Source organism: Streptococcus sp. 2342 (assembly GCF_013276795.1).
Taxonomy (GTDB): domain Bacteria; phylum Bacillota; class Bacilli; order Lactobacillales; family Streptococcaceae; genus Streptococcus.
This window is the reverse complement of the sequence record NZ_VMLR01000004.1, coordinates 44,293-70,257: the sequence shown is the minus strand read 5'-3', so window position 1 is coordinate 70,257 and position 25,965 is coordinate 44,293. Positions and strand designations below refer to the sequence as shown.

The 25,965-nt window shown below is 40.7% G+C and carries 25 protein-coding genes, 1 pseudogene and 1 other annotated feature; all 26 genes and pseudogenes read right to left on the bottom strand.

Going from position 1 to position 25,965, the window contains the following annotated elements:
• Positions 1-13 precede the first annotated feature (13 nt).
• Complete coding sequence (cpoA, locus tag HT689_RS06395) at positions 14-1,057, bottom strand: alpha-galactosylglucosyldiacylglycerol synthase (protein WP_173226453.1); 1,044 nt, start codon at positions 1,055-1,057, stop codon at positions 14-16.
• Between the two features lie 114 nt (positions 1,058-1,171).
• A complete protein-coding gene (locus HT689_RS06390; protein ID WP_000331921.1) occupies positions 1,172-1,501 on the bottom strand; it encodes a metal-sulfur cluster assembly factor in 330 nt (109 codons plus the stop codon).
• Positions 1,502-1,515: 14 nt separating this feature from the next.
• Positions 1,516-2,625: an RNA polymerase sigma factor RpoD gene (gene rpoD / locus HT689_RS06385; RefSeq protein WP_049510554.1), complete on the bottom strand. Its 1,110-nt coding sequence runs from the start codon at positions 2,623-2,625 to the stop codon at positions 1,516-1,518.
• 2 nt (positions 2,626-2,627) lie between these two features.
• The gene (dnaG, locus tag HT689_RS06380; protein WP_173226451.1) at positions 2,628-4,388 is read right to left on the bottom strand and encodes a DNA primase; all 1,761 of its coding nucleotides are present in this window, start codon (positions 4,386-4,388) and stop codon (positions 2,628-2,630) included.
• Positions 4,389-4,477: 89 nt separating this feature from the next.
• The gene (locus tag HT689_RS06375) at positions 4,478-5,236 is read right to left on the bottom strand and encodes an ABC transporter ATP-binding protein (RefSeq protein WP_173226448.1); all 759 of its coding nucleotides are present in this window, start codon (positions 5,234-5,236) and stop codon (positions 4,478-4,480) included.
• A complete protein-coding gene (locus HT689_RS06370; protein WP_173226446.1) occupies positions 5,233-6,099 on the bottom strand; it encodes an ABC transporter permease in 867 nt (288 codons plus the stop codon). The genes HT689_RS06375 and HT689_RS06370 overlap by 4 nt, the downstream gene beginning before the upstream one ends.
• A gap of 68 nt (positions 6,100-6,167) precedes the next feature.
• Entirely contained in the window at positions 6,168-7,172 is a 1,005-nt protein-coding gene (trpX, locus tag HT689_RS06365) for a tryptophan ABC transporter substrate-binding protein (RefSeq protein WP_173226442.1), read from the bottom strand.
• A gap of 266 nt (positions 7,173-7,438) precedes the next feature.
• Positions 7,439-7,656 (bottom strand) — a binding site (T-box leader).
• Positions 7,657-7,725: 69 nt separating this feature from the next.
• Entirely contained in the window at positions 7,726-10,422 is a 2,697-nt protein-coding gene (gene ppc, locus HT689_RS06360) for a phosphoenolpyruvate carboxylase (protein WP_173226440.1), read from the bottom strand.
• A 24-nt stretch (positions 10,423-10,446) separates the two neighbouring features.
• The gene (locus HT689_RS06355; RefSeq protein ID WP_050242906.1) at positions 10,447-11,670 is read right to left on the bottom strand and encodes an FtsW/RodA/SpoVE family cell cycle protein; all 1,224 of its coding nucleotides are present in this window, start codon (positions 11,668-11,670) and stop codon (positions 10,447-10,449) included.
• A gap of 202 nt (positions 11,671-11,872) precedes the next feature.
• Positions 11,873-12,814, bottom strand: a complete 942-nt coding sequence (prsA, locus tag HT689_RS06350) for a peptidylprolyl isomerase PrsA (RefSeq protein ID WP_138701950.1) — start codon at positions 12,812-12,814, stop codon at positions 11,873-11,875.
• Positions 12,815-12,880: 66 nt separating this feature from the next.
• Positions 12,881-13,594, bottom strand: coding sequence for an O-methyltransferase (locus tag HT689_RS06345; protein ID WP_173226438.1), 714 nt, complete (start codon positions 13,592-13,594; stop codon positions 12,881-12,883).
• A 1-nt stretch (position 13,595) separates the two neighbouring features.
• Positions 13,596-15,398 carry an oligoendopeptidase F gene (pepF, locus tag HT689_RS06340; RefSeq protein ID WP_173226436.1) on the bottom strand — a complete coding sequence of 601 codons (1,803 nt, stop codon included), beginning with the start codon at positions 15,396-15,398 and terminating at the stop codon, positions 13,596-13,598.
• Between the two features lie 18 nt (positions 15,399-15,416).
• Positions 15,417-16,370: pseudogene (locus tag HT689_RS06335) on the bottom strand (competence protein CoiA family protein).
• Positions 16,371-16,449: 79 nt separating this feature from the next.
• Positions 16,450-16,827, bottom strand: coding sequence for a type II toxin-antitoxin system HicB family antitoxin (locus tag HT689_RS06330; protein ID WP_173226432.1), 378 nt, complete (start codon positions 16,825-16,827; stop codon positions 16,450-16,452).
• 27 nt (positions 16,828-16,854) lie between these two features.
• Positions 16,855-17,046, bottom strand: a complete 192-nt coding sequence (locus tag HT689_RS06325) for a type II toxin-antitoxin system HicA family toxin (protein WP_115904484.1) — start codon at positions 17,044-17,046, stop codon at positions 16,855-16,857.
• Positions 17,047-17,268: 222 nt separating this feature from the next.
• Positions 17,269-18,129 (bottom strand): SAM-dependent methyltransferase TehB, encoded by an 861-nt coding sequence (gene tehB / locus HT689_RS06320; RefSeq protein ID WP_173251731.1) that lies wholly within the window; start codon positions 18,127-18,129, stop codon positions 17,269-17,271.
• A gap of 15 nt (positions 18,130-18,144) precedes the next feature.
• Complete coding sequence (smpB, locus tag HT689_RS06315; protein ID WP_001051750.1) at positions 18,145-18,612, bottom strand: SsrA-binding protein SmpB; 468 nt, start codon at positions 18,610-18,612, stop codon at positions 18,145-18,147.
• Positions 18,575-20,929 carry a ribonuclease R gene (rnr, locus tag HT689_RS06310; RefSeq protein WP_173226428.1) on the bottom strand — a complete coding sequence of 785 codons (2,355 nt, stop codon included), beginning with the start codon at positions 20,927-20,929 and terminating at the stop codon, positions 18,575-18,577. The genes smpB and rnr overlap by 38 nt, the downstream gene beginning before the upstream one ends.
• Positions 20,930-21,030: 101 nt before the next feature.
• A complete protein-coding gene (gene secG / locus HT689_RS06305) occupies positions 21,031-21,264 on the bottom strand; it encodes a preprotein translocase subunit SecG (protein WP_000282517.1) in 234 nt (77 codons plus the stop codon).
• Between the two features lie 39 nt (positions 21,265-21,303).
• Complete coding sequence (gene rpmG, locus HT689_RS06300; protein WP_001809104.1) at positions 21,304-21,453, bottom strand: 50S ribosomal protein L33; 150 nt, start codon at positions 21,451-21,453, stop codon at positions 21,304-21,306.
• Positions 21,453-22,652 carry a multidrug efflux MFS transporter gene (locus tag HT689_RS06295; protein WP_173226426.1) on the bottom strand — a complete coding sequence of 400 codons (1,200 nt, stop codon included), beginning with the start codon at positions 22,650-22,652 and terminating at the stop codon, positions 21,453-21,455. The genes rpmG and HT689_RS06295 overlap by 1 nt, the downstream gene beginning before the upstream one ends.
• Positions 22,639-23,244, bottom strand: a complete 606-nt coding sequence (gene coaE / locus HT689_RS06290; protein WP_173226424.1) for a dephospho-CoA kinase — start codon at positions 23,242-23,244, stop codon at positions 22,639-22,641. The genes HT689_RS06295 and coaE overlap by 14 nt, the downstream gene beginning before the upstream one ends.
• On the bottom strand, positions 23,244-24,068 hold the full coding sequence (gene mutM, locus HT689_RS06285) for a DNA-formamidopyrimidine glycosylase (protein WP_173226422.1): 825 nt from the start codon (positions 24,066-24,068) through the stop codon (positions 23,244-23,246). Before mutM ends, coaE begins: the two co-directional genes overlap by 1 nt.
• A 48-nt stretch (positions 24,069-24,116) precedes the next feature.
• A complete protein-coding gene (gene era / locus HT689_RS06280) occupies positions 24,117-25,016 on the bottom strand; it encodes a GTPase Era (RefSeq protein ID WP_173226420.1) in 900 nt (299 codons plus the stop codon).
• Positions 25,017-25,032: 16 nt separating this feature from the next.
• Positions 25,033-25,428: a diacylglycerol kinase gene (locus HT689_RS06275; RefSeq protein WP_000378166.1), complete on the bottom strand. Its 396-nt coding sequence runs from the start codon at positions 25,426-25,428 to the stop codon at positions 25,033-25,035.
• Complete coding sequence (gene ybeY, locus HT689_RS06270; protein WP_000275156.1) at positions 25,409-25,906, bottom strand: rRNA maturation RNase YbeY; 498 nt, start codon at positions 25,904-25,906, stop codon at positions 25,409-25,411. Before ybeY ends, HT689_RS06275 begins: the two co-directional genes overlap by 20 nt.
• Between the last annotated feature and the right edge of the window lie 59 nt (positions 25,907-25,965).

Genomic DNA, 25,965 nt, shown 5'->3' with positions numbered 1-25,965 from the left:
ATTACCTCACTTTTTACTTTCTCCCTAAAGCGGCTTGTTTCTCATAAAAGTCCAACCAGATTTGTAACAGATGCTCTTCTGAATACTCTCTGGAAATATTCTTAGCTTTTTCTTTGAGGTCTTTTAAGGCAGCAGGATTTGCTTGATATTCCAAAATAGCTTCTTTCATCTCTTCTCTATCTGCTGTCGCCCGATAATTTCCCTCCAAAATTACCTTATAAAGATCTAAATCACGCAGCATAATAGGAGCTTCACAACTGGCAGCCTCTAAAATCGTCATCGGAAAGAGCTCATTATAACTAGGCAACAAGAAAAGGTCCGCTAGGGCATACAATTCGCGCATACGCTCTGGCGATACAATACCTAGAAAAATCAAATTTTTAGGGGGATTCTCCATGATTTTCTTGTAGCGTTCATAACCATCTGTCATACCACCAAAAGAGAAACCACCAGCCCAGATAAAGGTAATTTGCGGCAATTCCTCAGCTAGACGGATAAAATCATCAATCCCTTTGCGCTTCTGAACTTGACCAGCACCTACTACGATAAACTGATTACCACTAAGACCTAGCTCTGTTCGCAGTCTGACTACCTCTTCTTGTGGTAGAGGATGCCATTTTTCCTTGTTGACAAAGTTAGGAATATAGGTCACTTTTTCACGTGGAATACCCGCTGCCACCAAATCCTCAATAAACATCGGATTGACCACCACCAAGTGCTCCATCCGATTGTAAAAAGAAAATACATAGCGTTTCACAATTCCCTTTAAGAAAAATGGAATTTTCAAACTCCCCTCAAGTGTATCAGGTAAGAAATGCACATAGCCAATTTTCCTTCCTGAGCGTTTCTTTTGGAATGTTGATAAATAATAAGGGAAATCAATTGTATGAAAGTGAGTCACATCTGCCTCGATTGGAAGATTTTCTGTAACAATCAATTGGTCCTTGGCATCACGGTGAAGAAGACGAACTAATTCACGGTAAGCACCTGAAACTCCTTGTCCTGCTACTTTCTCACTTGAACTCAACATATTGATGCGTAATTTCTTTTTTTCCATAACTACCATTATATCATTTTCTTTGAATAAAATCAGCAAAAGAAAGGAGAGACTAGAGGAAAAGAAGGGAAATTTCCTCGCTTTTCCAATAATCTCTCACATGCTATTATATGTTTACTTAATGCCTAGGGCAATGCGGGCATAGCGACTCATTTTTTCAACAGTCCAGGCTGGATACCAGACTAATTTAACTTCAGTATCCGTTACTTCTGGTACCTCTGTCATGGCATCATAAATCTGGTCTGTCAAAAGGTCTGCTAAGGGACACCCCATGGTTGTCAAAGTCATATCAATCTCTGTTTGCCCTGTGTCGCCGTCAAAACGAATCTCATAAATCAAACCAAGGTTGACAATATCGATTCCCAACTCAGGGTCGATGACTTCTTCCAAGGCTGTTAAAATGCGTGTTTTGATGTTATCAATTTGCTCTTCTGTATAAGCCATATTCATCCTCACTCTTAGTCTTCAATAAAATCACGAAGCGGTTTACTACGACTTGGTTGGCGTAGTTTTCTCAAAGCCTTGGCTTCAATCTGACGGATACGCTCACGAGTTACGTTAAAGACTTTACCCACATCTTCAAGGGTGCGCATTTTTCCATCATCTAGTCCAAAACGGAGACGAAGAACATTTTCTTCACGGTCTGTAAGAGTATCCAAGACCTCATCCAACTGCTCACGCAAGACGATACGAGTTGTATAATCCACTGGATTTTCAATCACTTCATCTTCGATAAAGTCCCCAAGGTGACTATCATCCTCTTCACCGATTGGAGTTTCAAGGGATACCGGTTCTTGAGCAATCTTCAAGATTTCACGAACCTTATCAGGTGTCATATCCATACGTTCAGCGATTTGTTCTGGTGTTGGATCTTGTCCCAATTCTTGAAGGAGGTTACGCTGTTCACGAACCAATTTATTGATGGTTTCAACCATGTGGACTGGGATACGGATGGTACGAGCTTGATCCGCAATAGCACGAGTGATAGCCTGACGAATCCACCAAGTTGCATAAGTTGAGAACTTGAATCCTTTAGAATAATCAAACTTGTCAACCGCCTTCATCAAGCCCATATTTCCTTCTTGAATCAAGTCAAGGAACTGCATACCACGCCCGACATAGCGTTTGGCAATAGAAACAACCAAACGAAGATTGGCTTCCGCAAGACGTTGTTTGGCTTCGATATCGCCAGCTTCAACTGCTAGTGCTAATTCTTTTTCCTCTTCATTGGTCAAGAGAGGAACGACCCCGATTTCTTTCAAGTACATACGGACAGGGTCATTAACCTTAGCCGAAGTTGAACCAATCAAGTCCTCATCGCTGAGTTCTGGTTCTTCTTCATTGCTAAGAACACGCGCGCTTGGATTTCCTTCGTTATCTGTGATAGAAATACCTGCATCCTGAATCCGTTGCAAGAGATCTTCAATCCCATCAGCGTCCAAGGTAAAAGGAAGGACTAGACTGGCATTGATTTCATCATCTGTTGCTGTCCCTTTTTGTTTATGATTACGGATAAATTCTGCTACTTGTACGTCAAATGTTGTTACTTCTTTTTGTTTTGTTGCCATTATTACTCCATTCTTCTCTTTTGGGAAATTAAACGTTCCAATTCTTCTAGGGCTGTGTCTGTATCTCCTACATGGCTAGCTTCCTGCACCTTCTTTTTGATTCTCATATTGTCCTGATTCAAGAGAGCCTTGTTTCGAGTCATTTCTACTTCACTAAGTTCCTGAGGTGACATCTCAGCAGGCAAATCCTGAGCTAAGACTTGGTACCAAGCTCTCTCAACTTCCTCTGTCTGTTCTGCTAGAACTTCTGGAGGAAGATTTCCATACTGACCAAGCAAGTCATATAAGACCTGAAATTCAGGTGTAGCAAATGCAAAGTCTTCTCGCAAACGGTAATCATTCAAAATAAGGGGAGATTCCATCATTCGATAAAGTAGATGAGCTTCTGCCCTCATAACAGCCGATAACTGCTTGGTAACAGGCATGGTGATTGGCGTCGGTCTGGAAATTCCTTCCATGCGATTCTGCCTTTGTGCCTGACGACTCTCATTAACAATCTGCTCAATCTGGGCATAATCAAAAGATGCCAGACTGTCAGCTAAAATATGAATATAGCTGTTTTGAGCAGTGATAGACTTTTCTTGAACAATCAAGGGAGCTATTTTTTCAATAAACTCAATCTGAGCCTGCAGATTTTCACTATTTTCAGGTTTGTACTGGTGAATGTAGAACTCAATCGGACTAATACGAGTTTTCGTTAATAGATAGGCTAAGTCTTCCGGACCATTTTTTTGTAGATACTCATCTGGATCCAAGTTATCAGGCATGCTGATGATTTGCACAGGCATATCACCAATTTCGTCCAGCGCTTTCAAAGTCGCGGCTTGCCCAGCTTTATCGCCATCGTAAACAAGGACTAACTTCTTGGTTAACCTTTTCAGATGCTCAACATGCTCTCGACTCAAGGCTGTTCCCATAGATGCGACAGCGTTTTCGATTCCAGCCCGATAGGCTGCGATGACATCCATGAACCCTTCCATGAGGTAAATCTCACTGGCTTTTCCAGAAGATTTTTTTGCCCTATCCATATGATATAATTCGTAACTTTTGTTAAAAATTGCAGTCGATCGGCTATTTTTATACTTAGAAGTTTGTGAATCCGTTTTCTGCCAGATACGACCTGAGAAGGCAATAACCTTTCCCTGGTCATTTGTCAGGGGAAACATAATCCGATTGTGAAAGGTGTCTACAAATTGATTTGCATCCGATAGGTAAAATAGCCCTGAATCTAGAAAATCTTCATCACGATACTGACCAGACAAACGTTGATAGAGATAGTTTCGTTCTGGAGGTGCTAAACCAATCCGAAAATGCTTGAGCACTTCATCTGTCAAACCACGCTGATAAAGGTAGTTTCTAGCCTCTTCCCCCATGGTCGTTGTCATGAGAATAGCATGGTAAAATTTGGCTGCATCTTCGTGCATATCATAAAGAGCTTGGTGAGGCGAGGCTGGCCTCTGCTCACTATAAAGCGGTTTTTCAACCTCAATTCCAACACGCTGACCTAAGATTTGGACAGCCTCCATAAAGGGAACCCCTTGGTACTCCTCGATGAATTTAAAGACATCACCTGAGCGCCCACAACCAAAACAATGGTAAAACTGCTTGTCCTCTACAACGTTGAAAGAAGGTGTTTTTTCACCATGAAAAGGACAGAGCCCTAGATAGTTCCGTCCTGCCTTTTGTAAAGAAATCACATCTCCTATGACTTCCACAATGTTGGCATTGTTTTTGATTTCTTCAATGACTTGTTTGTCAACCATACACAATACCTCCATGTTATCATAGTTTACTTTATATAGTATACTTTATTTCAGAAAAAAAGTAAACCATTTCACTCATTTTCCTTACTTTATTCAAAGAGCTGATAATAATCAGAGATTTTCATTTTTGTTTTTTCTTCTTGGTTCAAATCTTGGATAATTCGTCCTTCTTTCATGACAATTAAGCGATTGCCATATTTGAGAGCATCTTCCATATGGTGGGTAATCATAAGCGCTGTCAGCTGATCTTTCTTGACAAATTCATCCGTCAATTCCATGAGGGCAACACTGGTCTTTGGATCAAGGGCTGCAGTATGCTCGTCTAACAAGAGTAATTCAGGTCGCTTCAAGGTTGCCATCAAGAGACTCAAGGCCTGTCTTTGCCCACCTGATAAGAACTCAATTGGCGTATTCAAGTGTTTCTCAAGACCATTTCCCACTTTTTCAATGGTTGCCTGAAATTCATCCTTATAGCTAGTCAAGCGTCGTGGTAACAATCCACGCTTTTCACCACGAAACTTGGCAATCAAAAGATTTTCAGCTACTGTCATACGGGGAGCTGTCCCCATCTTTGGATCTTGGAAGACACGAGACAGATACTTAGCGCGCTTCTCTGGTGAAAACTTGGTAACATCTTCACCCAAAATACGGATGGTTCCACTGGTTAATGACAAGGTTCCTGCAATAGTGTTAAAGAGAGTTGACTTCCCAGCACCATTTCCACCTAAAATCGTGATGAAATCCTGTTCAAAAATTTCTAAGGAAACATCATTTAAAATAATCTTTTCTTCATCAAAGCCATTTTTAACGACTTTGGTTGCATTTTTTAATTCTACAATTGCTGTCATTTGCTTAATTTGGCTCCTTTCAAGATTGTTTGCTTAAATGTTGGAATCATGAGGCAGACTGCCAAGATCACGGCGCTGTACAAACGAAGGTAACTTGTATTAAAGCCAAGCGCAATAACTGCCCACACTAAGAATTGATAAGCGATAGAACCTACAACGATGGTAACCAGACGTTCTGCCAAGCTCAAACTCTTGAAGATAACTTCTCCAATAATCAAACTTGCAAGCCCCACAACGATAACCCCTATTCCTCGAGATACATCGGCATACCCTTCTTGTTGGGCAATGAGAGCTCCTGCAAGGGCAATCACACCATTTGATAAGACCAACCCCATAAGCTCCATGCGCCCAGTATGAATCCCGAAACTTCTAGCCATATCAGGATTGTCACCTGTAGCAATATAGGCTTGTCCGAGTTTAGTGTCCAAGAAAAAGAGCATGAGAGCAATAACAAGACTGACAAAGATAAGACCTGTCAAGAGTTGATTCAAGTCTGAATCAAAAGGCAAGACATCCTGAATTTGCTTGGTTCCAAGCAAGCCTAAATTGGCACGTCCCATAATCAAGAGCATGATAGAGTGACAGGAAGTCATCACCAAAATCCCTGAGAGCAAGGTTGGAATCTTCCCTTTTGTATAAAGAAGTCCTGCTGTCATTCCAGCCAAACAACCTGCTCCTACAGCAACAAGAGTCGCTAAAAATGGGTTCACGCCTTTGGTTATCAGAGTGACAGCAACAGCTCCGCCAAGAGGGAAGGAACCTTCTGTCGTCATATCTGGAAAGTTTAAAATCCTAAATGTCATAAAGATTCCCAGACCTAAAATAGCCCAGACAAATCCTTGAGAAATAATGGAAACAATCATATTTTATTTAATCCTTTCTATATTCATCTTTTTAAAAAATAGGAAGAGTCTCCTCCTCCCTACCTTATTTATTCGATGACTTGTCCTGCTTCTTTGAGAACAGACTCAGGAATCGTAATACCTAGTTCTTGTGCTATTTTTTTATTGATGACTGACTTACCAGTTGAAAAGACATTGACTGGGGTATCGGCTGGTTTTGCACCTTTCAAGACTTGCGCAATCATTTTACCAGTTGCCACACCAAGGTCATGTTGGTCAACTACAACTGATGCCAAACCACCTACTTCTACCATAGCTGTCGCACTTGGATAAATTGGTTTCTTAGAACTTTGATTGCTAGAGACAACCGTTGGAAATCCTGATGCAATGGTGTTATCAATTGGAACCCAAATAGCATCTACCTTGCTAGTCATAACAGTGACAGTTGAGGCAATTTCATTTGTTGAAGGAACTGCAAATGTTTCCACTGTCAGACCTGCTTTTTCAGCATAAGCCTTAAATTCTTCAACCTGTGTTTTTGAATTGTCTTCGCTACTTGAGTAAAGAGCTCCGATTGTTTTCACATTCGGTGTCAGAGTCTTGATGAGTTCAACTTGTTGTTGAGCTGGATTGTGGTCAGATACCCCTGTAACGTTGCCACCTGGTCTTTTCAAATCTTTAACCAAGTTAGCACCAATTGGGTCTGTAATAGCGGCCATGATAACAGGTAGGTCTTTTGTGGCACTAGCTAAACCTTGAGCAGCTGGTGTTGCAATACCAACCACAAGGTCATTTCCATTTGCAACCAATTGTTTACTCATTGTCGCAACCTTACTTTGGTCACCTTCTGAGTTCATAAAGTCGATCTTCAACTGGTCATCTTTATATCCTTCTTCAGCAAGTCCAGCTTGAATCCCTTTATAAATCAAATCAAGGGATGGATGGCTCACAAATTGAAGCACACCAATCTTGGTTATTTTCTTCTCATCCTTATTATTCTGAGATTCTGGTTTATTCATTGAAGAGTAAATCAAGCTTCCTGCTACTAAGACTGCTAAGGCAGCGACAATTCCAATTAAACGTTTATTTTTCATTCTGTTTCTCCTTTTTAATTCCTTTAAAATACTTCACTTATCTAATACTCTTCGAAAATCTCTTCAAACCACGTCAGCGTCGCCTTACCGTAGGTATATGATACTGACTCTGTCAGTTCTATCCACAACCTCAAAACAGTGTTTTGAGCAGCCTGCGGCTAGCTTCCTAGTTTGTACTTTGATTTTCATTGAGTATAAACAAGCGACGCCATCGTTTTCTTTCCATACTAACCTCCATCAAAAAAAGTCCTCACACAAAAAACTTGTGTGAGGACGTCGATGCGCGGTACCACCTCAATTATAGGGAATTTCCCTATCGCTCTGTCTCGCAATAACGAGATGCACTGTAAGGTGTGCTCACCGAATTTTTATGATTTCAAATTCTAAATAACATTCAGCCCAATTTTCATCATCGCCACTTATCTGTTTTCAGCTACCACAGACTCTCTTGAAAGTTTGTACGATTACTTTTCTGAATGGTTAAATTATATCATTTTTAAACTACTTGTCAATAGTCTATTAGAATTTTTTTCATCTTCACTTTTGAAAATGATTAGCCTGAATTACGCAATCCTGTTGCAATTCCGTTGATGGTGATATGAATCAATCGTTCTTGATCACTGGACAATTCTCCACGACGTTGGCGTTTGATCAACTCCAACTGAATATAGTTGAGAATATTAAAGTAAGGCATACGGTAATCCAGACTAGCTTTTAGATATGGATTGTCAGCTAAGAGTTCGTCATGTCCTTCAATAGCCAGGATAACGTTCTTAGTAACTTGCCATTCATTTAAAATAGTCTCATAGATGGCCTTAACTTGCTCGTCTTCACAAAGTTTAGCATATTCAAAAGCAATATTCATATTTGATTTTGACAAAACCATATCAACATTTGAAAGAAGCGATTGGAAGAAAGGCCAATTTTGGTACATATCTCGTAAAATAGCAATATTTTCTGGATTTTTATCGATAAATTCCTTGAAGCTTGAACCAACCCCGTACCATCCAGGGAACATAACACGACTTTGTGACCATGAGAATACCCAAGGGATGGCACGCAAACCACCGATTTCAGTAATCGTCTTACGGGCAGCTGGGCGAGAACCAATGTTAAAGCTTGAAATAGCCTTGATTGGACTTGACTCGAAGAAATAATCATAGAAATGCTCATTACCAAAGACCAAATCACGGTAGATATCGTAACTACGGTCCACTACTTGATCCATAATGGCTTCATAACGATTTGAGGTATTGGTATCGCTCTTCTTCTGAGTAATCATACGGTTAATAGCTGCCGATACTAGCATTTCAAGGTTATAGTAAGCAGCGTCTTTATTACCGTATTTATTGCCAATTACTTCACCCTGCTCCGTCAAGCGGATACGATCCTTGATAGACTTGAGCGGTTGAGATGTGATGGCTTCATAGGTTGGCCCACCACCACGACCGACAGTCCCACCACGGCCATGGAAGAAGGTAACCTTAACGCCAAATTCATCTCCAATAGCAGTCAATTGTTGTTGAGCCTTGTAGAGGGTCCAACATGATGACAAGTAACCGCCATCTTTATTACTGTCAGAGTAGCCCAACATGATTTCTTGATAGTTATTACGTGAAGCAATCCATTTTTTGGCAAGAGGAAGAGAAAGATATTGTCTCATTGTTTCCTCTGAATGATCCAAGTCTTCAATTGTTTCAAAAAGGGGAACAATCTGAACACGCGCCCTTTCCGTATCCACCAGTCCTACTTCTTTTAATAGAATAGCTAATTCTAGCATATCAGAAAGGCTGGTTGCATGTGAAATGATAGTCTGACGGATGACATCATCTCCCAACTTATCTTTCAAAACACGAGCCGTCTTAAAAATAGCTAGTTCTTTTGCTAATAATTCTGATTTTTCTGCGTGAGTCGCAGAAAGAATTCGGGGATCTTCTTCTAACTCTTTCAAGAGAAGATCGCACTTTTCTTCTTCGCTCAACTCGCTATAGCGAGAATGAATTCCTGCTGATTTCAAGAGTTCTGCCACACAGGCTTCATAGACGCTAGAGTCTTGTCGCATATCAATTGATGCTAGGTAAAAACCAAATATCTCTACTGCCTGCAATAATTCCACAAAATCACCTGAAATCAAGGACTCGCCCTTATTTTCTAGTAGAGAATCTCGAATGGCAATCAAATCCTTGTAAAAATCATTGGCGGTTTCATAACGAGTCCCAACTTCCTTATCCTCAATCAGATAGGTTTTTGTTGCTTGAATTTTTGATTGAATATCAAACAAGGCACGACGGTAAAGCTCTTTTTCGCGGTAAATCGAGTTATCCTTGGACTGACGAGCCATTTCTCTGACTTGCTTACTTACATTGACAATGCTAGTTGAAAGAGAAAACTCACGATAAAGTTGGTAAATCTTTTCATCATAGTAGTTCATGATGACTTCACACTGAGTGAGTGCAGACTGCTTCAAGGTATCTGCAGTAACAAATGGATTTCCATCACGGTCACCACCTATCCACATACCCATGGTGATTGGTTTAGCCTGTTTTAAATTCAGACCATGTGCTTGCGCTAAGCGCTTATACTCCGTCGTCAAGTGAGGTACAGCTTTCAAAAAGGAGCTGTTGTAATATTCCATAGCATTCGTGATTTCGTTAGTCACTTTTAATTTTTTCTCACGAATCATGTCTGTCTGCATGATAATTTCGATGTAACGACGCAAATCATTGTGCCATTTTTCTTTATTGATCAACCCCAACTTAACATCACGGTATTTACGCAAAAGACTATGAATATGATTTGTTAAATCCAACATACTTTTGCGTTGCACTTGTGTTGGATGGGCTGTCAAAACAGGAACAACATTCAAGTGTTCTAGGATCTCAACGGCATTTTCTTTTTCAGCAACCATTTTGATCGTTGTAGATAATTTACCTAAATAGTCCTGATCAATATTATTTTGATGATTGATTTCATAAGCTAAATCCACATCCTCTGAAATATTAATCAAAAGAGGTAAGATTGAAAAATAGCGTGAAATATAGACCATTTCATCATTTGATAAGCTAGTCACTAGACGGTTTAGACCTTGATAATCTTCCTGCGTTGATAATTCTTTCAACTGCATGATTTTTTCAAAGGTCTCTGGTGCAAGCATATTTTTAGTAATATCTTCCAGCAATTCTGTTAGAATCAATACTTCTTCTTGCACAACACTTTTATTACTATAATTTTCTAATTTTTGAAGAGACATAGACTATCCTTTCTTTATTCTACTTCACAGAAGGTTCATTGGTTGATTTTCCAATTCTCGGTACAACTTAGCGCGTTTTTCACTGGCGTCAATATTTAAGACAAAGGCCACTGCCACTGATAAGACTAGAAGACTATTCCCCCCCTGGGATAAGAAGGGGAAAGTCACTCCTGTAGATGGAATCAAGCCCGAAATCCCTCCGATATTGACAAATACCTGAACCAACATCATCCCTCCGACACCGAGTGCAACCATGGCATTGAAAGGATTCTCCGCTCGGATACCGACCAAGATAATCCGCAGAATCATGAAAAACAAGAGAGCTAAAATGAGACTGGCACCAACAAAGCCAAATTCTTCAATCACGATAGAAAAGACAAAGTCTGTATGAGCTTCTGGTAAATAACCTCGTTTTTCAATCGAGTTTCCAAGACCTAGACCAAACCAACCGCCATTGACCATGGCAAAATAAGAATTAGATAACTGGTGACCCGCATCAGCACGATCCGCAAAAGGATTAAAAAAGGCACTAAAGCGCTTGGCTACATAGCCAAATACTGGAATTTTTGAAAAGGTCTCAACACCGATTAGACTGATAGTGGTCAAGACAAAGACAGAAGCGGCAGATACGAGCGCCAGAATGGTTGAAAACCAGCGATAAGCGATTCCACTAACTGTATACATAATCAAGGAAACTAAGACTAAAATAGTCGCATTTCCTAAATCAGGGAAAATTCCCAAACTTCCAATCAGAACTAGGAGAACGAATCGCCAATCATTAAAAGCACGGGGAAGCCATTGATTTTGAGTCAAAACTTGAAAATCATAAATAGCTATTTCTTCTTGCTGTTTGGAGAAGCGGTGAGCCAAATACCAAATAATAATGATTTTTAAGTACTCAGCTGGCTGAATAGTTACTCCTGCAACCGAAATCCAACCGTATGCCCCGTTTACGGAAATACCAATAAAACGAGCTAAGAACAATAAAAGCATTTCTATCAATATAACTAAAATGATTAGTCGCTCATTTCTCAAAAAATCTAGTCTCAATTTATAAATTAAGGCAATCAGTATCAAACTAACAATCCAAAAGATTCCTTGGTTTCGAACCAATTGCAAGGCGCTCTTGCCTTCTTCAATTAAAATAGCGCTGGTGGTCGAATAGACCACAATCAAGCCCAAAATAGATAAAAGCAAGTAGGGAATCAAGATGGAATAATTTAATAAGTGCCTCTTACTAATCTTCATAGTATCACCACTCTAGTAGGATACAGACAAATCTGTTCCAAATTCCGTTTTATTTTCTAGTTTTGATTGCTATTATACCATTTTTTCAGAAAGAAAAAAACTCTTACCTTACAATCCTTCGAATTTTACTGTTTTTACAGAATCATTTCCAGACTCAAGTTCAAAAAATACAAACCTCAAAAGAGATTTGTATTGATTTGGACTATTCGTTTGATGTACTACTGCTTGAGCTTGAATCTCCACCACCGATATATTGGGTAAAGATATTTTGGAAGGCTTGGTCCTTAACCTTGATATTGGCTGCTTGTAATTCTTTTCCGATAATGCTTTGAACAAATGTTGAATCATTTTGTTTTTGAGTCAAGATAACAGTTTTTAATTTTTCTTTATAGTCATCAATATTAGATGATTTTTCTGTTTTCTTAATGAGTTTTACAATGTAATATTGGCTACTGTAGGCTTGTGTGCCAGTTGCTGTAATCACATCAGAAATGCCATTTACATCTAAAGCGAAAGCGGCTTTCTTGACTTGCTCAGGTACTTCCGTTGAAGCAGAATCAAAGGTAATTTCTCCACCATTTGCTTTTGTTTTTTCATCAGTTGAGTTATCTTTGGCTAATTGAGCAAAATCAGCACCTTCTGCCTTGGCTTTTTCGAGAACTTCTTTGGCCTTATCTTCATTATCAAGACGGATGATTTGAACCGTTACATCTGGAGTGTATTCGTCAAAGGCCTTCTTGTAAGCATCATCTGTCAATTCAGCTTCTGCTGCCTTCTTAACTGCCAACTCAACTAATTTACTTGTACGAATTTGAGCTTTACGTGTTTCAAGAGTCATACCCGCTTGTGACAAGACACGTTGGTAGTTTTCGCCATATTGTTTTTCTTCTTCGGCAATAGTATCATCAACCTCTTTATCATCAAGCTCTGAGCCATATTGTTTTTCAAAAACTTTTTGGATGGTCATATTTAACAAGACTTGTTGGGCTGAAGGGTTGCTTTTCACTTGCTCATAAAATTGATGTTCTGTGATGACATCCCCTTTCATGCTGATAAGGTCTGCCCCTTCTGAACCTTTCGAACAAGCTGCTAAAGTTGCTACTGATAATAGTGTGATGGCACCTGCCAATAGTTTTTTCTTCATGTCTACTCCTTTGAGATAAGTGTTACTCTATCTATTTTACTATATTTTCTTAAATTTTTCTGAAAATCATTCGCTGTCAGGCAATTGAACATCTGCTACATTTTTACGAAGCATGAGAATGCCATCTCCCAGAGGTACTAATGTTGCGGTGAGTCCTGGATTGTCTAAGGTTGCGTCAAATAGTCTTTGAAGTCCTCGATAGATGGTTCGCTGACCTCGACGGACTTCCATAATGTCCTTGGCAACATCACCGCCTTGAAAAATATCATCCAAGACAACCACACCTCCAACTTCCAAATGTTTGAGGATTTCTGGCAGAAAGACGATGTATTTAGACTTGGCTGAATCCATAAAGACGAAATCATAAGACTCTGTCAAGGTTGATAAGACATCTACCGCATCTCCTTCTAGGAGAGTGATTTGCTTACGACTATCAAACTGGGCAAAATTTTCCTTGGCAAAACCAATCATTTCTGGATTGCGGTCAATGGTTGTAATCTTAGCATTTTGCGCATGTTCTGCCATCAAAAGGGCAGAAAAACCAATAGCCGTCCCAATTTCCAGAATGTTTTTAGGTTGCATGGTTTGCATGAGAAAACGGAAATAAGCAACCGTTTCATGGGGAATGATGGGAATATTTTCCTTACGGGCAAAGTCTTCCAATTCTTTCAAATCGCCTGTGACTTGCTTTTGACGCTGACGCATCAAGTCCACAATTTCTTCCTTGACAACAGGACGACGCATGTTATGGTTGGCATTTTTACTATACGATTCAACCATCTTATGCCAATCCCAATTTTTCAACAAGGGCTTCAAACTCATTTAAACGACGTTCGAAGACTGCAAAGGCATCGTTGAGGTAGTCTTCCTTCTCCATATCAACACCAGCTTTTCTCATGACATTGAGTGGATAGTCAGACTTACCTGCCTTGAGGTAGTCGATATAGCGGTCACGGTCTTCTTGACTACCATGGACAATCTTTTCAGCCAAGGCTGAGGCTGCTGCAAAGCCTGTTGAATATTGGTATACATAGTAGTTATAGTAGAAGTGTGGAATGCGTGCCCACTCGTATTGGATTTCAGGATTGTCTTCCTTACTCAAACCATAATACTCTTGGTTCAAGTCTGCGTAGAGTTTATTTAGGAAATCGCTTGTCAAGACTTGACCATTTTGATCCGCTTGGTGAATGGCGTGTTCAAACTCAGCAAATTGAGTTTGGCGGAAAACTGTTCCACGGAAACCATCTAGGAAGTTATTGAGGATAGCAAAGCGCGTTGCGTCGTCTTCCACTTCTTCCAATAATTTCTCCGTCAAGATATTTTCATTGGTCGTTGAGGCAATCTCAGCCAAGAAGATCGAATAATCTCCGTAAACATAAGGTTGCGTTTCACGAGTATAGCTTGAATGCATACTGTGACCTGTTTCATGAACAAGAGTAAAGAGATTGTCCAAATTGTCCTGCCAGTTAAGAAGCATAAAGGCATTGGTATCGTAAGAACCACCAGAGTAAGCCCCTGAACGCTTGCCTTGATTTTCATAAACGTCAATCCAACGCTCACTAAAGGCACGTTTAACACGGCTCAAGTAATCCTCACCCAAGACTGCCAAGGCATCTTCTGCCTTTTTCAAGGCTTCTTGGTAGGTAAAACTATATTCAACAGATGAAAGTGGTGTGTAGACATCGTACATCTTGAGATCTGAAATTCCCAAGATTTTTGAACGAAGTTCAAGGTAACGATGCAAGAGGGGTAAATGCTTGCGAACTGCTGCTACTAAATTGTCATAAACACTTTCTGGAACAAAATTGGCTGCTAGGGCTGCATGACGAGCACTCTTGTAATTGCGAACTTTGGCACGGTAGTTTTGAACCTTAACATTGGTTTGCAAGGTTTTAGCATAGGTATGTTGGAATTGTTGATAAGTCGCATAAAGAGCTTGATAGGCACCACGACGCACCTCACGATTTTTAGACTCCATCAAACGTGTGTAAGTCCCATGAGATAGCTGAACTTCCTTACCATCATCGTCAAGAACATAAGGGAACACAATATCCGCATTGTCCAAGATAGCGAAGGTTTCACTTGCTGAACCAAAGATTTCTCCAGCTCCAGCCAATAATTCTTCTTCACGTTGTGATAGAACGTGTTCCTTACCTTGCAAAAGCTTGTCGAAATAGTGTTGATAAACCTGCAATTTTGGTTGAGCTTCTAAAAAGTCAGCATACTGCTTTTCACTGATTTCCATAAATTCAGGTTCATAGAATGAAAAGGCTTGGTCTAGCTGACTGTAGAGAGTCATGGCCTTGGCATAGTACTCTTGGTACTTGGCTTCACGTGTATCCTGGTCATTTTTCATATGAGCATAAACGTAAAGCTTCTCCATATGGCGTTCCATTTCAAGAGAAACTTCAGTGATTTCGAGTAGGCTATCCGCACTATCTAGGAGATGGCCTTCATACTGGCCTACTGTCTCCAATTGTTCTGTTAAATCTTTTAAGGCTTCTTCCCAAGCCTGGTCAGTTGGGTAGATCGTTGATAGATCCCATGTATCTTTTTCATTTATTTCATGTCTTTGTAATACCATTAGATTCCTCCATCCTTTCTATTCTACCATATTTTTCAAGAAATATTGCTGATAAAAGGCTGGTGGATAGAGCTTTTGCCAATCATTTTGAGGATTTTCTTGATAATAGGTGAAAAAGTGCTGATAATAGCTATTCAAGTCTTGTTCAATCTGGAAAAATTTGCCCACTAGTGGTCTAATTTGGGGATACCATGCTTTTAGCTCATAAGTCAGGATATTCTCTCCCTTTTGATAGGCTTCTGCTTGTTCTTTCATCCAAAAAGGATTTTGATAATACAATTGTTGCCGGATATAGCGACAGATGTCCTTATCCTCAGAAACTGTAAAATGAGATATTTTTTGTTTCTTATAGGGAAGACGCAATATCTCCAGTAGACTAGCCTGACCATAGGGAAATTCCTTAATCTGATAATGGAGTTTGCCTCGGAGATCCTGGTAAATCAGGTATTTAAGCCTTAAAACCTGTTTTCCCTTGTCTACTTCCCAAATATAAAAGCCCATATTTTGACTGAAATAAAGAAAACCTTGTTGTAGACGAGTCAATCGCTCCTTGAGCCACAGTTTTTCTCCCAGCAACCACAGTACTTGGTAACCCTGACTACGATAGCCCTCACTACGCTCTTTAAGAATTTTTTGAGGCAAGGGACTACACTGAACTTCTAAAGCTAGATTGCCATTTACAAATACATCTGCAATCTGTTTAAGCTCTGGAAGCGGGTATTCTAATTGCACCTCAGCCTCTGTCTTCAACCAATGATAGAGGACTTCCTTATTGGACAGGTGTTCTGGACTTTCATTTTCAGAGGAATAATCACAGTCTTTTAAAGATTTATGTGCAAAATGGGTCCGGACACTTGGTCCTTGACGCAAACGGAGCTGACCTGCACAAGCTGGGCAGGTTTAGGCTTGATTCTCCAGCTTATCCTCTAACACATTTACCAACTCTCCCCTAGCATCTCTCGCAACAAACATGATTTTCCCCCTTTTCTATATTATTCGTAAAAAAAGAAAAAAGATCAGGAAATTTCCTAATCTTCATCACTCTATAATTTTAGAGTTGCAAGCGACTTTCAAGAGCTTGTGTCAACACTTCAGAATAGTTCACTTTCTCACGATCTGCAAGTCTGACTAGCCACTCTGGAACCGTAACATTTTTTCGAATCGCTTTATTATTCTTTACGAAAGGCAAGGGATTGACCTGAATCAAAGTCACAAATCCATCAGAAGCTTTCAACATAGAAATGTCACTAGGAGTAGGTAGAGCCAATCCTTCATCAATATAAGAAGCTAAAACACTCTCAAGCATTTCCCGAGCATTTTTCATTGCAAGTTCAATCGTTGCTCCTTCAGTCCCGCCTCCAAATTCAGGAAATTCAACCCAGTATCCAGTGCCTTCTTTATGAAAAATAGCAGGATAAGATTTTAGCATAATACACCTCCACAATTTCCAAATCAACTATAATCCCAAATCTTTTAATATTTTTCTCTCTAGACCTTTTCCTAAATCCTCATTACCGTGAACTGGAATAGTGACAAGATAGGGAACCCCTTCTTTCTTAAAATGATGATGACTTCCTCTCTTACGTACTTCAATCCATCCATTTGCAAGAGCTAATACTCTTCGAAAATCAAATTCAAACCACGTCAGCTTATCCTTGCCGTACTCAAGTACAGCCTGCGGCCAGCTTCCTAGTTTGCTCTTTGATTTTCATTGAGTATAATTTTACCATTTCCTTACCTGTGATTGTCATTTATGGTCACCTTTCTAGCTAAAATTATACTTATAATGCGTATTTTTGTCAATTCTTCTATCTTATCTATTCGTAAAAAAGAAAAAAGATCAGGAAATTCTCCTAATCTTCATGTATGTTTACTTGATTTTCTTAGCTAGCATGGTCGCAAAGCGTAGTTGAATACGATTGCCATTCTCATCGCGACGGTGCAAATGGCCTGGATTTTCATTGTACTTGACCAATTCCCAGTCCTTGTAATAGTTCGCTAGTTCGCCTTCCTTAAAGGTGAATGGGAAGTTAACTGAGCAAGGATAATCCTCCGTGTCCATGGCACAAACGATAAGGTTATAGCCACCGACCGCGGTTTTCTCCTGCATATTTTTGATAATTTCAGGAATGCGGTCTGCTTGCAGAAACATCAAAACAACTGTCGATACGATGAAATCATACTCTTGACCAATGCTAGCTGAATTGATATCGTAAAGACCAACAGGCATGTCCAAATCTTCCTGCTCAACAATGCTTTGCAAGATTTCAAGGGCCAGTTCATTTTGATCCACAGCTGTCACATCGAAACCTTGCTGGGCTAGAAAGAGTGCATTACGACCTTGACCACAGCCCAAATCCAAGGCTTTCCCTGGTTTTACTGACTGCATGGCCTCTAGAACCTCTGAATGAACAGGATTGGTATTGTATTTCTTAGGGAAATAATCCTCAGGTTTACAATAAAATTCCAAATACCATTCCACATCATCTGTGGCAGCCTCCACTCGATGCCAAGCTTGAGGTTGTGCCATGGGATTGTCGGCTCCTGCTTCAAAGAGATGTTCAGCTAGAACCTCACCATCCTCTGTCAATTCAATAAACTTGAGAGTTCCCTTCAAAACAGTAATTTTCCCCCAAGTCCCAACCTTGGTATTGTGTTTCTGCTGAACAGCCTCTGGCATGGTTTCTTTAGTCCATAAAGGCATGCGTTTATAGGCAACTAATTTTTCCATTTTCATTTCCTCTTTTTATCGCTGATTAACAGCTTTCATCACGCGCGCAATGTCTCGATTTTGTTCACGACGTTTGATAGACTCCCGTTTGTCGTAGTCATGCTTCCCTTTAGCTAGGCCTAAAAGGAGCTTGGCATAGCCATCTTTAATATAGACTTTTAGGGGAACCAGGGTCATTCCTGTTCCTTTAGTCTCTTGTTCCAACTTTTGGATTTGCTTTTTATGGAGTAAGAGTTTGCGACGGCGTTCTGGTTCTTGATTCCAGATATTACCCTCTTCGTAAGGAGCGATGTGAACATTGCTCAACCAGACTTCTCCATTTTTTACTTGGGCAAAGCCATCTTTGAGATTGATTCGAGCAGCTCGTACACTCTTGATTTCAGTTCCAGTCAGGACCATCCCTGCCTCTAGCGTATCTACGATTGTATAGTCATGACGCGCCTTTTTATTTTGTGCGACGACCTTTCCCTCGCCCTTTGCCATGCTTAACTCCTTTCTTAGCTACTTCCTTATAAAAAGGTTTCTTTCCTTTTTTCTTCTTGTCTTTTTGTGAATGCTTGCGCTTATCATTTGAGCGTCCTGATTTTCTCTTGTCTTCCTTCTTATCTGAACGACGACTTGAACCACGCCCTCTGTCACTACGATTAGACTGTTTCAAGCCTTTTTCGATCACATCAAACTCACTTGGAATGTAAGAGAAGTCAATTTCACCTGTCATCTTATCAGCTCTTTCAACGCGAATACGAATTTGTTGACCTACACGGAAGGTTGTTCCTGATTTCTCCCCACGAAGGGTCAAATCACGCTCATTGAAATGATAAAATTCAGGTAGATTGGTGAGGTGAATCAAGCCTTCAACTGTGTTTGGCAATTCGACAAAGAGACCGAATTTGACAATACTTGATACAACTGCATCGTACTCGTCACCCACGTATTCTTCCATATACTCAGCCTTTTTCATGGCTTCGACTTCACGCTCGGCCTCGATAGCACGACGCTCACGGTTTGAGGACTGGGTTGCAATCTCTGGGATTACTTGCTCAAAATGCTCTGCTATTTCCTTAGAACGGCCGTAATCACGAATCATACGGTGAACAAGAAGGTCTGGATAACGGCGAATCGGACTGGTAAAGTGAGTGTAATAATCAGCCGCTAATCCATAGTGGCCGTGATTGTGCTCCGAATAGCGAGCCTGCTGCATAGAGCGAAGAAGCATCATGGACAATACATCTGCATAAGGTTCTCCCTCAACAGCACGCATGATGTCTTGGAGAGCCTCCTGGCTAATCTCACTGGCAGTTCCATAAATGCGCAAGCCAAAACTCGAAGCATAATCAATAAACTTTTGAACCTTTTCAGCCTTAGGCTCCTCGTGAATCCGATAGATAAAAGGCAAATCCAGCTTGCTAAAATGCTCGGCAACTGTTTCATTGGCCATCAACATAAAGGACTCAATCATGCGCTCGGCAATTCCACGCTGACGAAGAACGATATCAACAGGCTTACCTTGTTTATCAACCAAAATCTTGGCTTCATTGGTATCGAAATTGAGGGCTCCACGTTTCACACGCATGTTTTCTAAAATTTCATGGAGCTTGGCCATAAGTTCTATACTAGGAACAATTTTCTGATACTCTTGTCTCTTCTCCTCGTCACCTGCTAAGATATCATTGACATCACTATAGGTCATACGAAAACTGGTCTTGATAACCGTTTGTGTAATAGTGTAGTTGACCACACGACCATGTTTATCAATCTCCATAATGGCAGACTGGGTCAGACGGTCAACTTGAGGATTAAGGGAGCAAATGCCATTTGACAGTCGTTCTGGAAGCATTGGAACCACACGGTCTGTCACATAGACTGAAGTCGCACGGTTAAGGGCTTCCTTATCAAGGACAGAACCCTCGGTCACATAGTAGGAAACATCTGCGATGTGAACTCCAAGCTCCAGATTGCCATTTTTCAAGGCCTTGATATGCACTGCATCATCCAAGTCCTTGGCATCTGCACCGTCAATGGTAAAGATAATCTCATCTCTTAGATCCAGACGACCTTCCATATCCTTTTGAGACGGAGCATCCGGCACACTTTCTGCTTCCTTAACAACTGCATCTGGAAATTCTGAGACAATGTCCATAGACTCCAAAACTTCAAGGACATCAATTCCGACATCCGTTGAATGCCCCACCACATCAAGGACGCTCGCGACAAAGAAATCATGTTTCTTGCTTGGGTATTTGTCGATAAAGACCTTGAGAACTTCTGTTCCTTCTAGTTTAAGGGCAGGTTTCTTAACATAAATCGGTTGGCTGATTTTCTGGTTTTTCGAACGGATGTAACCAGCATACTTAGGTTTTTCCTGATCCAGAACTATTTGACCGACAACGGTTGTTAAGCTACGTTCTAGGATATCAATAATTTTTGCTTCCGCTGCTGTTCCCTTGTTTCGGTCAGCGACTTTTTTGATGACGACCTCAACGGTATCACCATCAATAGCATAGTTGACATCGTTTTTTCCTACAAAAAGGTCGTCCTCTTCCCCTTCCAGACTGACAAAGCCAAAGCCATTTTTATGGGCATGAAAAATCCCCTTGAGGGTAATCTCATGTTTTTTCTTAACTTCCAAGGTCAGACTGCCATCTTCTTCAAAGCGTATCTGGTGCTTTCTTTCCATTAGGGACAAGGTTTTAATCAACTCACGAAAATCCTTGGAACCGTCTTTTCCCAAAGCTTGAGCCAAGTCATTGACAGTCACCCTTCCCTTATCTTGTAAATATTCTTTTATTCTATCTTTCATATTTTCTTTCTAGATTTTTTAATTTTCTTTTACTGTAAAACCTTCTCAAACATCCTTTAAAAATAAAAAGAGGCAAAGACCTAGTCCTGCCCATTATTTTCTTATCTACTTGATAATACCGTCAATGCTAAGGCAATGGCTAGCCAGAAAAAGACTAAAATCCCTGTCAAACGCTGCATTACAGCTTCAAAACCGCGTGCTTTACTGCGTTCAAACAAATCACCTGAGCTGGCATCAAATACATTGCTGGATTGGTTTTTGGTTGGTTGCATGAAAATCGCAATCACAATCACAACAGATAATACTAATAAAATGGTTAATAATAGGTTATACATATCAAACTCCTTAAAATCCTTATTATTTTACCATAAAATCTACTTAGATTCAAGATGTAGGGTTACTTTTCTTTCCTTGGGACAATACTTTAAAACCTCAATCTTGTCTGGATGGGTTTTTGAATTTTTACTGGTTAGGTAATTGATACTGCCACAAGAGGAGCATTTGAGATTAATTTTTACTCGCACTAGATTTCCTTTACTTTTAATAATGTTCGAAATTGAAGCAGGTTAAAGAGACAACTAAAGGCAACACAAAGGCTTGTCGCATAAAAGACTGCATGGTAGCCAAATTGTCCTGCTACTGCAGAACCTGCCATAGGACCAACGACACCACCCAGATAAAAGAATACCTGATTGAAGGCAAAGACCCTCGAAATGCCGGCTTTGGGAGTCATTTTGCTGAGTAGCGCATTGACCCCGGGAATCAGCGCACCGGTTCCCAAGCCAAAGAGGAATCGATAGAGTCCCAGTTGGAGGGGGCTAGAAGCATTGGCGCAGAGGAGATAGATGATGACTGAATAAAACTGGGCGACAACCAAGAGACGATGATTGCCCACCTTGTCACCTAGCTTGCCCATAACTCCCGCACTCATCATACTGGAAAAGCCCATACTGGATACAATCAAACCAGATACAAAAAGAAGATTCTCTGTCTGCCCTAAGTCACGCACATAAAGAGCCAAAATAGGACCAATCGATTGGGCTGAAAATTGGATGACAAAACTGGTTAAAAAGAGATTGACCAAAAGATAGGGATATTTGACCGATGTAAATAATTCCTTTGTTGGAATAGCCCTTTCCTTGGCTACTGGTTGAAAATCTTCCTTGATAAAGCAAATAGTCAAAATAGCAGCTAAAAATAAAAAACTACCAACCAGTAAGAAAACCGTACGAATGCCAAATAATTCTGCGATAAAGCCACCAATAAAAGGACCAGTTAGAGTACCTGCAACTACGCCTGTAGACAGAGTACCTAAGGCAGAGCCTGATTTCTCCTTGGGAACCTGACTGGCTATCAGGGCTGTTGCATTAGGAACAAAACCTGCAAATACACCATTCAGTAAACGAAGAAAGATTAGCCAATAGATATTTGGGACAAAGGCTAAGCCTCCCATAGTAATGGTCATGGCAAGTCCAGCTCGAATCATCATGGGTTTTCTTCCGTATTTGTCAGCAAGGATTCCCCAGATAGGAGAAAAGAGCGCCGCGGAAATAGCAGATACAGAAATAGCCAAGCCTGCATAAAAAGCAGCTTGCTCACTCCCAACACCTAGATTTTCCACAAAAATGGGCATAAAGGGCACAACCAAAGAAATACTGGCTCCTGTCAGAAAATTACCAAACCAGGCAATGCGCAAATTATCCTTCCAGTTAATCTCTGTCATCTTGTGCACCTCCCTCGAGAAGGATACGCACTTGAGTAAGAAGCTGGTCCAGATTTCCATTGTTATCTAAAACATGACTAGCCAAATCTTTCTTTTTCTCTAAAGGCCACTGGGCTGCCAGACGAGATTCAGCTTCATTTTTGGACAAGTGGTCTCTTTTCATTAAACGTTCTACTTGGACATCTCGATCCACATAGACCAACCATGTCTCATCAAACCAAGCGCTGTAGTCCTGTTCAAAAAGCAAGGGAATATCCATGAAAAAGATAGCTTCTGTCTGAGCCAACTGGTCTCTCAAAGTAGCCAGTTCTTCACGAATAATCTCCCCTTGGATTCGTTTAGACCATTCCCGTTCATCAGGATTTGAAAAGATGAGACTAGCTAGGAGAGGGCGATTGAGTTCTCCGTTTTCTAGAATGATTTCTTGACCAAAGTGCTGGACTAGAGCCTCAAACAGACGACCACCAGATTTCTGTAGCTGGTGTACAACTGCGTCAGCATCCACCACTTGAAAACCTTGTTTTCTTAAAAAATTTGTCACAGTTGACTTACCAGAGGCAATTCCTCCTGTGATTCCAATGATTTTTCCCATCAGTCCCTCCTTTGACAGTTTGGACAAAAGTGGGTTCCACGTCCGCCTAGTTGAATTTTCTCAATCACAGTTCCACAGCGTGAGCATTTTTGACCAGCCTTGTCATAGACCTGATGAAAATCCTGCATGGTTCCGTCTTCCCCAAAGGCATTGGTATAAGTCCGAATGGTCGAGCCACCTTTTTCAACAGCCTGACCCAATACAGCAATGGTCTGGTCATGAATGGCTGACGCTTCTGCTGCAGTCAAAGTCTGAGAAGGTCTTGCTGGATGAACCTGAACTCGCCAGAGAACCTCATCCACATAGATATTGCCAAGACCAGCAACCAAGGTCTGGTCTAGGAGATGGGATTTGATAGGCTTTTTGGACTTGGTAAGAGCAGTTTGAAAGACCTGCAAATTAAAATCCTGCTCTTTCGGCTCCGGACCTAGTTTTTTAGAAATAAAGTAGGCTTTCAAAAGGTCAGGCGCCAAGAGTTCCATAGTACCAAACTTGCGAACATCCTCATAAACAAGCGTGCCACCATCCTCAAACTGGAAGAAAACATGGGCATGCTTGCGTTCAGGAACTTGGTTCGGATAATAAAAATACTTGCCCTCCATCCGTAAATGGGAAATCAAGACCTTGTCTGTCAGGTAAAAAAGCAAATATTTGCCACGACGTCCCATTGACTCAACAATCTGACCAGGCACTTCCTTTTGAAACTCGTCCAGATTTGTCTTAATCATCTTGGGATAGCGAATTTCTATACTCGAAATTTTCTTACCTAGAATCAATTTTTCTAAGCCACGACGAACCGTTTCAACTTCAGGTAATTCAGGCATAAGTCCTCCTTCTGTAAAAACAAGAAGCAGGCATGAGCCCACCTCTACTTAATATTCTTTTTCATTATAGCCAAAGTCAGCCAAATCTAGTTTTTTATCGCGCCAGTTTTTCTTGACCTTGACCCATGTTTCTAGGAAGACCTTGTCTCCTAGCATGAGTTCGATATCACGACGGGCCATACTACCGATTTTCTTAAGCATAGCGCCACCTTTACCGATGATAATGCCTTTTTGACTATCGCGCTCAACCATGATAGTTGCACGGATATGCACCTTGTCTGTCTCTTCGTCTCGTTTCATAGAATCCACAACTACTGCTACCGAATGCGGAATCTCTTCACGAGTTAGGTGCAAGACTTTCTCACGGACCATCTCTGAAACCAAGAAACGTTCTGGATGGTCTGTGATTTGATCAGACGGGAAATACTGGAATCCTTCATCCAAATTTTCACTCAAAATATCCACTAGACGAGACACATTATTCCCCTGAAGAGCTGAGATTGGAACAATTTCCTTGAAGTCCATTTGGTTACGGAAATCATCGATCTGAGATAAAAGCTGGTCTGGGTGAACCTTATCGATTTTATTCACCACCAAAATCACAGGAACCTTAGCAACCTTGAGACGCTCGATAATCATGTCGTCTCCCTTACCACGCGCTTCATCAGCAGGCACCATGAAAAGAACGGTGTCCACTTCGCGAAGGGTACTGTAGGCAGACTCAACCATGAAATCTCCGAGAGCTGTTTTAGGTTTGTGAATCCCTGGTGTGTCGATAAAAACGATTTGTTCCTTATCAGTCGTGTAAATTCCCATGATTTTATTGCGCGTTGTCTGCGCCTTATCACTCATGATGGCAATCTTTTGCCCCATGACATGATTTAAAAAAGTTGACTTCCCAACATTGGGACGTCCTAAAATGGCTACAAAGCCTGATTTAAAAGTCATAATTTCCTCTTACTGTTTAAAATAATAAATCCCAGATTCGTGGGAGAAAAATCAATGCGCCTGTTAAGGCTGCGAAAAGAGAGACCACTAATACCGCGCCAGCCGCCATATCCTTGGCATTTTTAGCCAGCATGGAAAAGTGATAATGACTGGCCAAATCCACCACATTTTCAATAGCAGAATTGATAATTTCAAAGGCTACTACCAAGAAAATGCTCAATAGGAGAAAGAGCCATTCGATTCGTGACACCTGAAAAACAAAACCTGCAAGAATGACTACAAGAGCCGTTACTGCATGTTTTCGCATATTGCGTTCTTCCTTGATAGCAGTAAAAATTCCTGTGAGAGCAAATTCTAAACTGGATATCAGGTCACGATTTTTCCATTTTCGTTTATTGTCTTGTGAGTCCATAGGCTGTCAAAATTTCTTCTTGTAAACCGAACATCTCTGCTTCTTCTTCCGGAGTGTAGTGATCATAGCCGTTGATATGTAAAAAGCCGTGTACTGCCAAGAAGCCCATCTCACGCTCAAAGCTATGGCCATATTCCTCGGCCTGCTCATGAGCCTTATCAATAGAGATGAACAGTTCCCCAATATAGGCATCAAACTCAGACATCATCTCTGCCAATTCCGGATTTTCAAGCAAATCTTCCTCGTCAAAGGCAATTTCCAATTCTGGTTTATACTCAAGGCTGATGACATCTGTCGGACGGTCTGTGTCACGGTACTCAAGATTGAGTTCATGACTACGCTCGTTAGTCACAAAGGTAACTGCCATCTCCTTGTCTTCTTTGCCTAATTTTTGGGCTGCAAATTCCAAAATTTCTTGGGTTTGTTGCAACATTTCTTTTGAAACTTGACCAGTTTCATCTACCATTTCAATATACATGTGCTTCTCGTTTCTCTTTACTTGGCTTTATTATACCACATTTCCATGATTTTATTCTA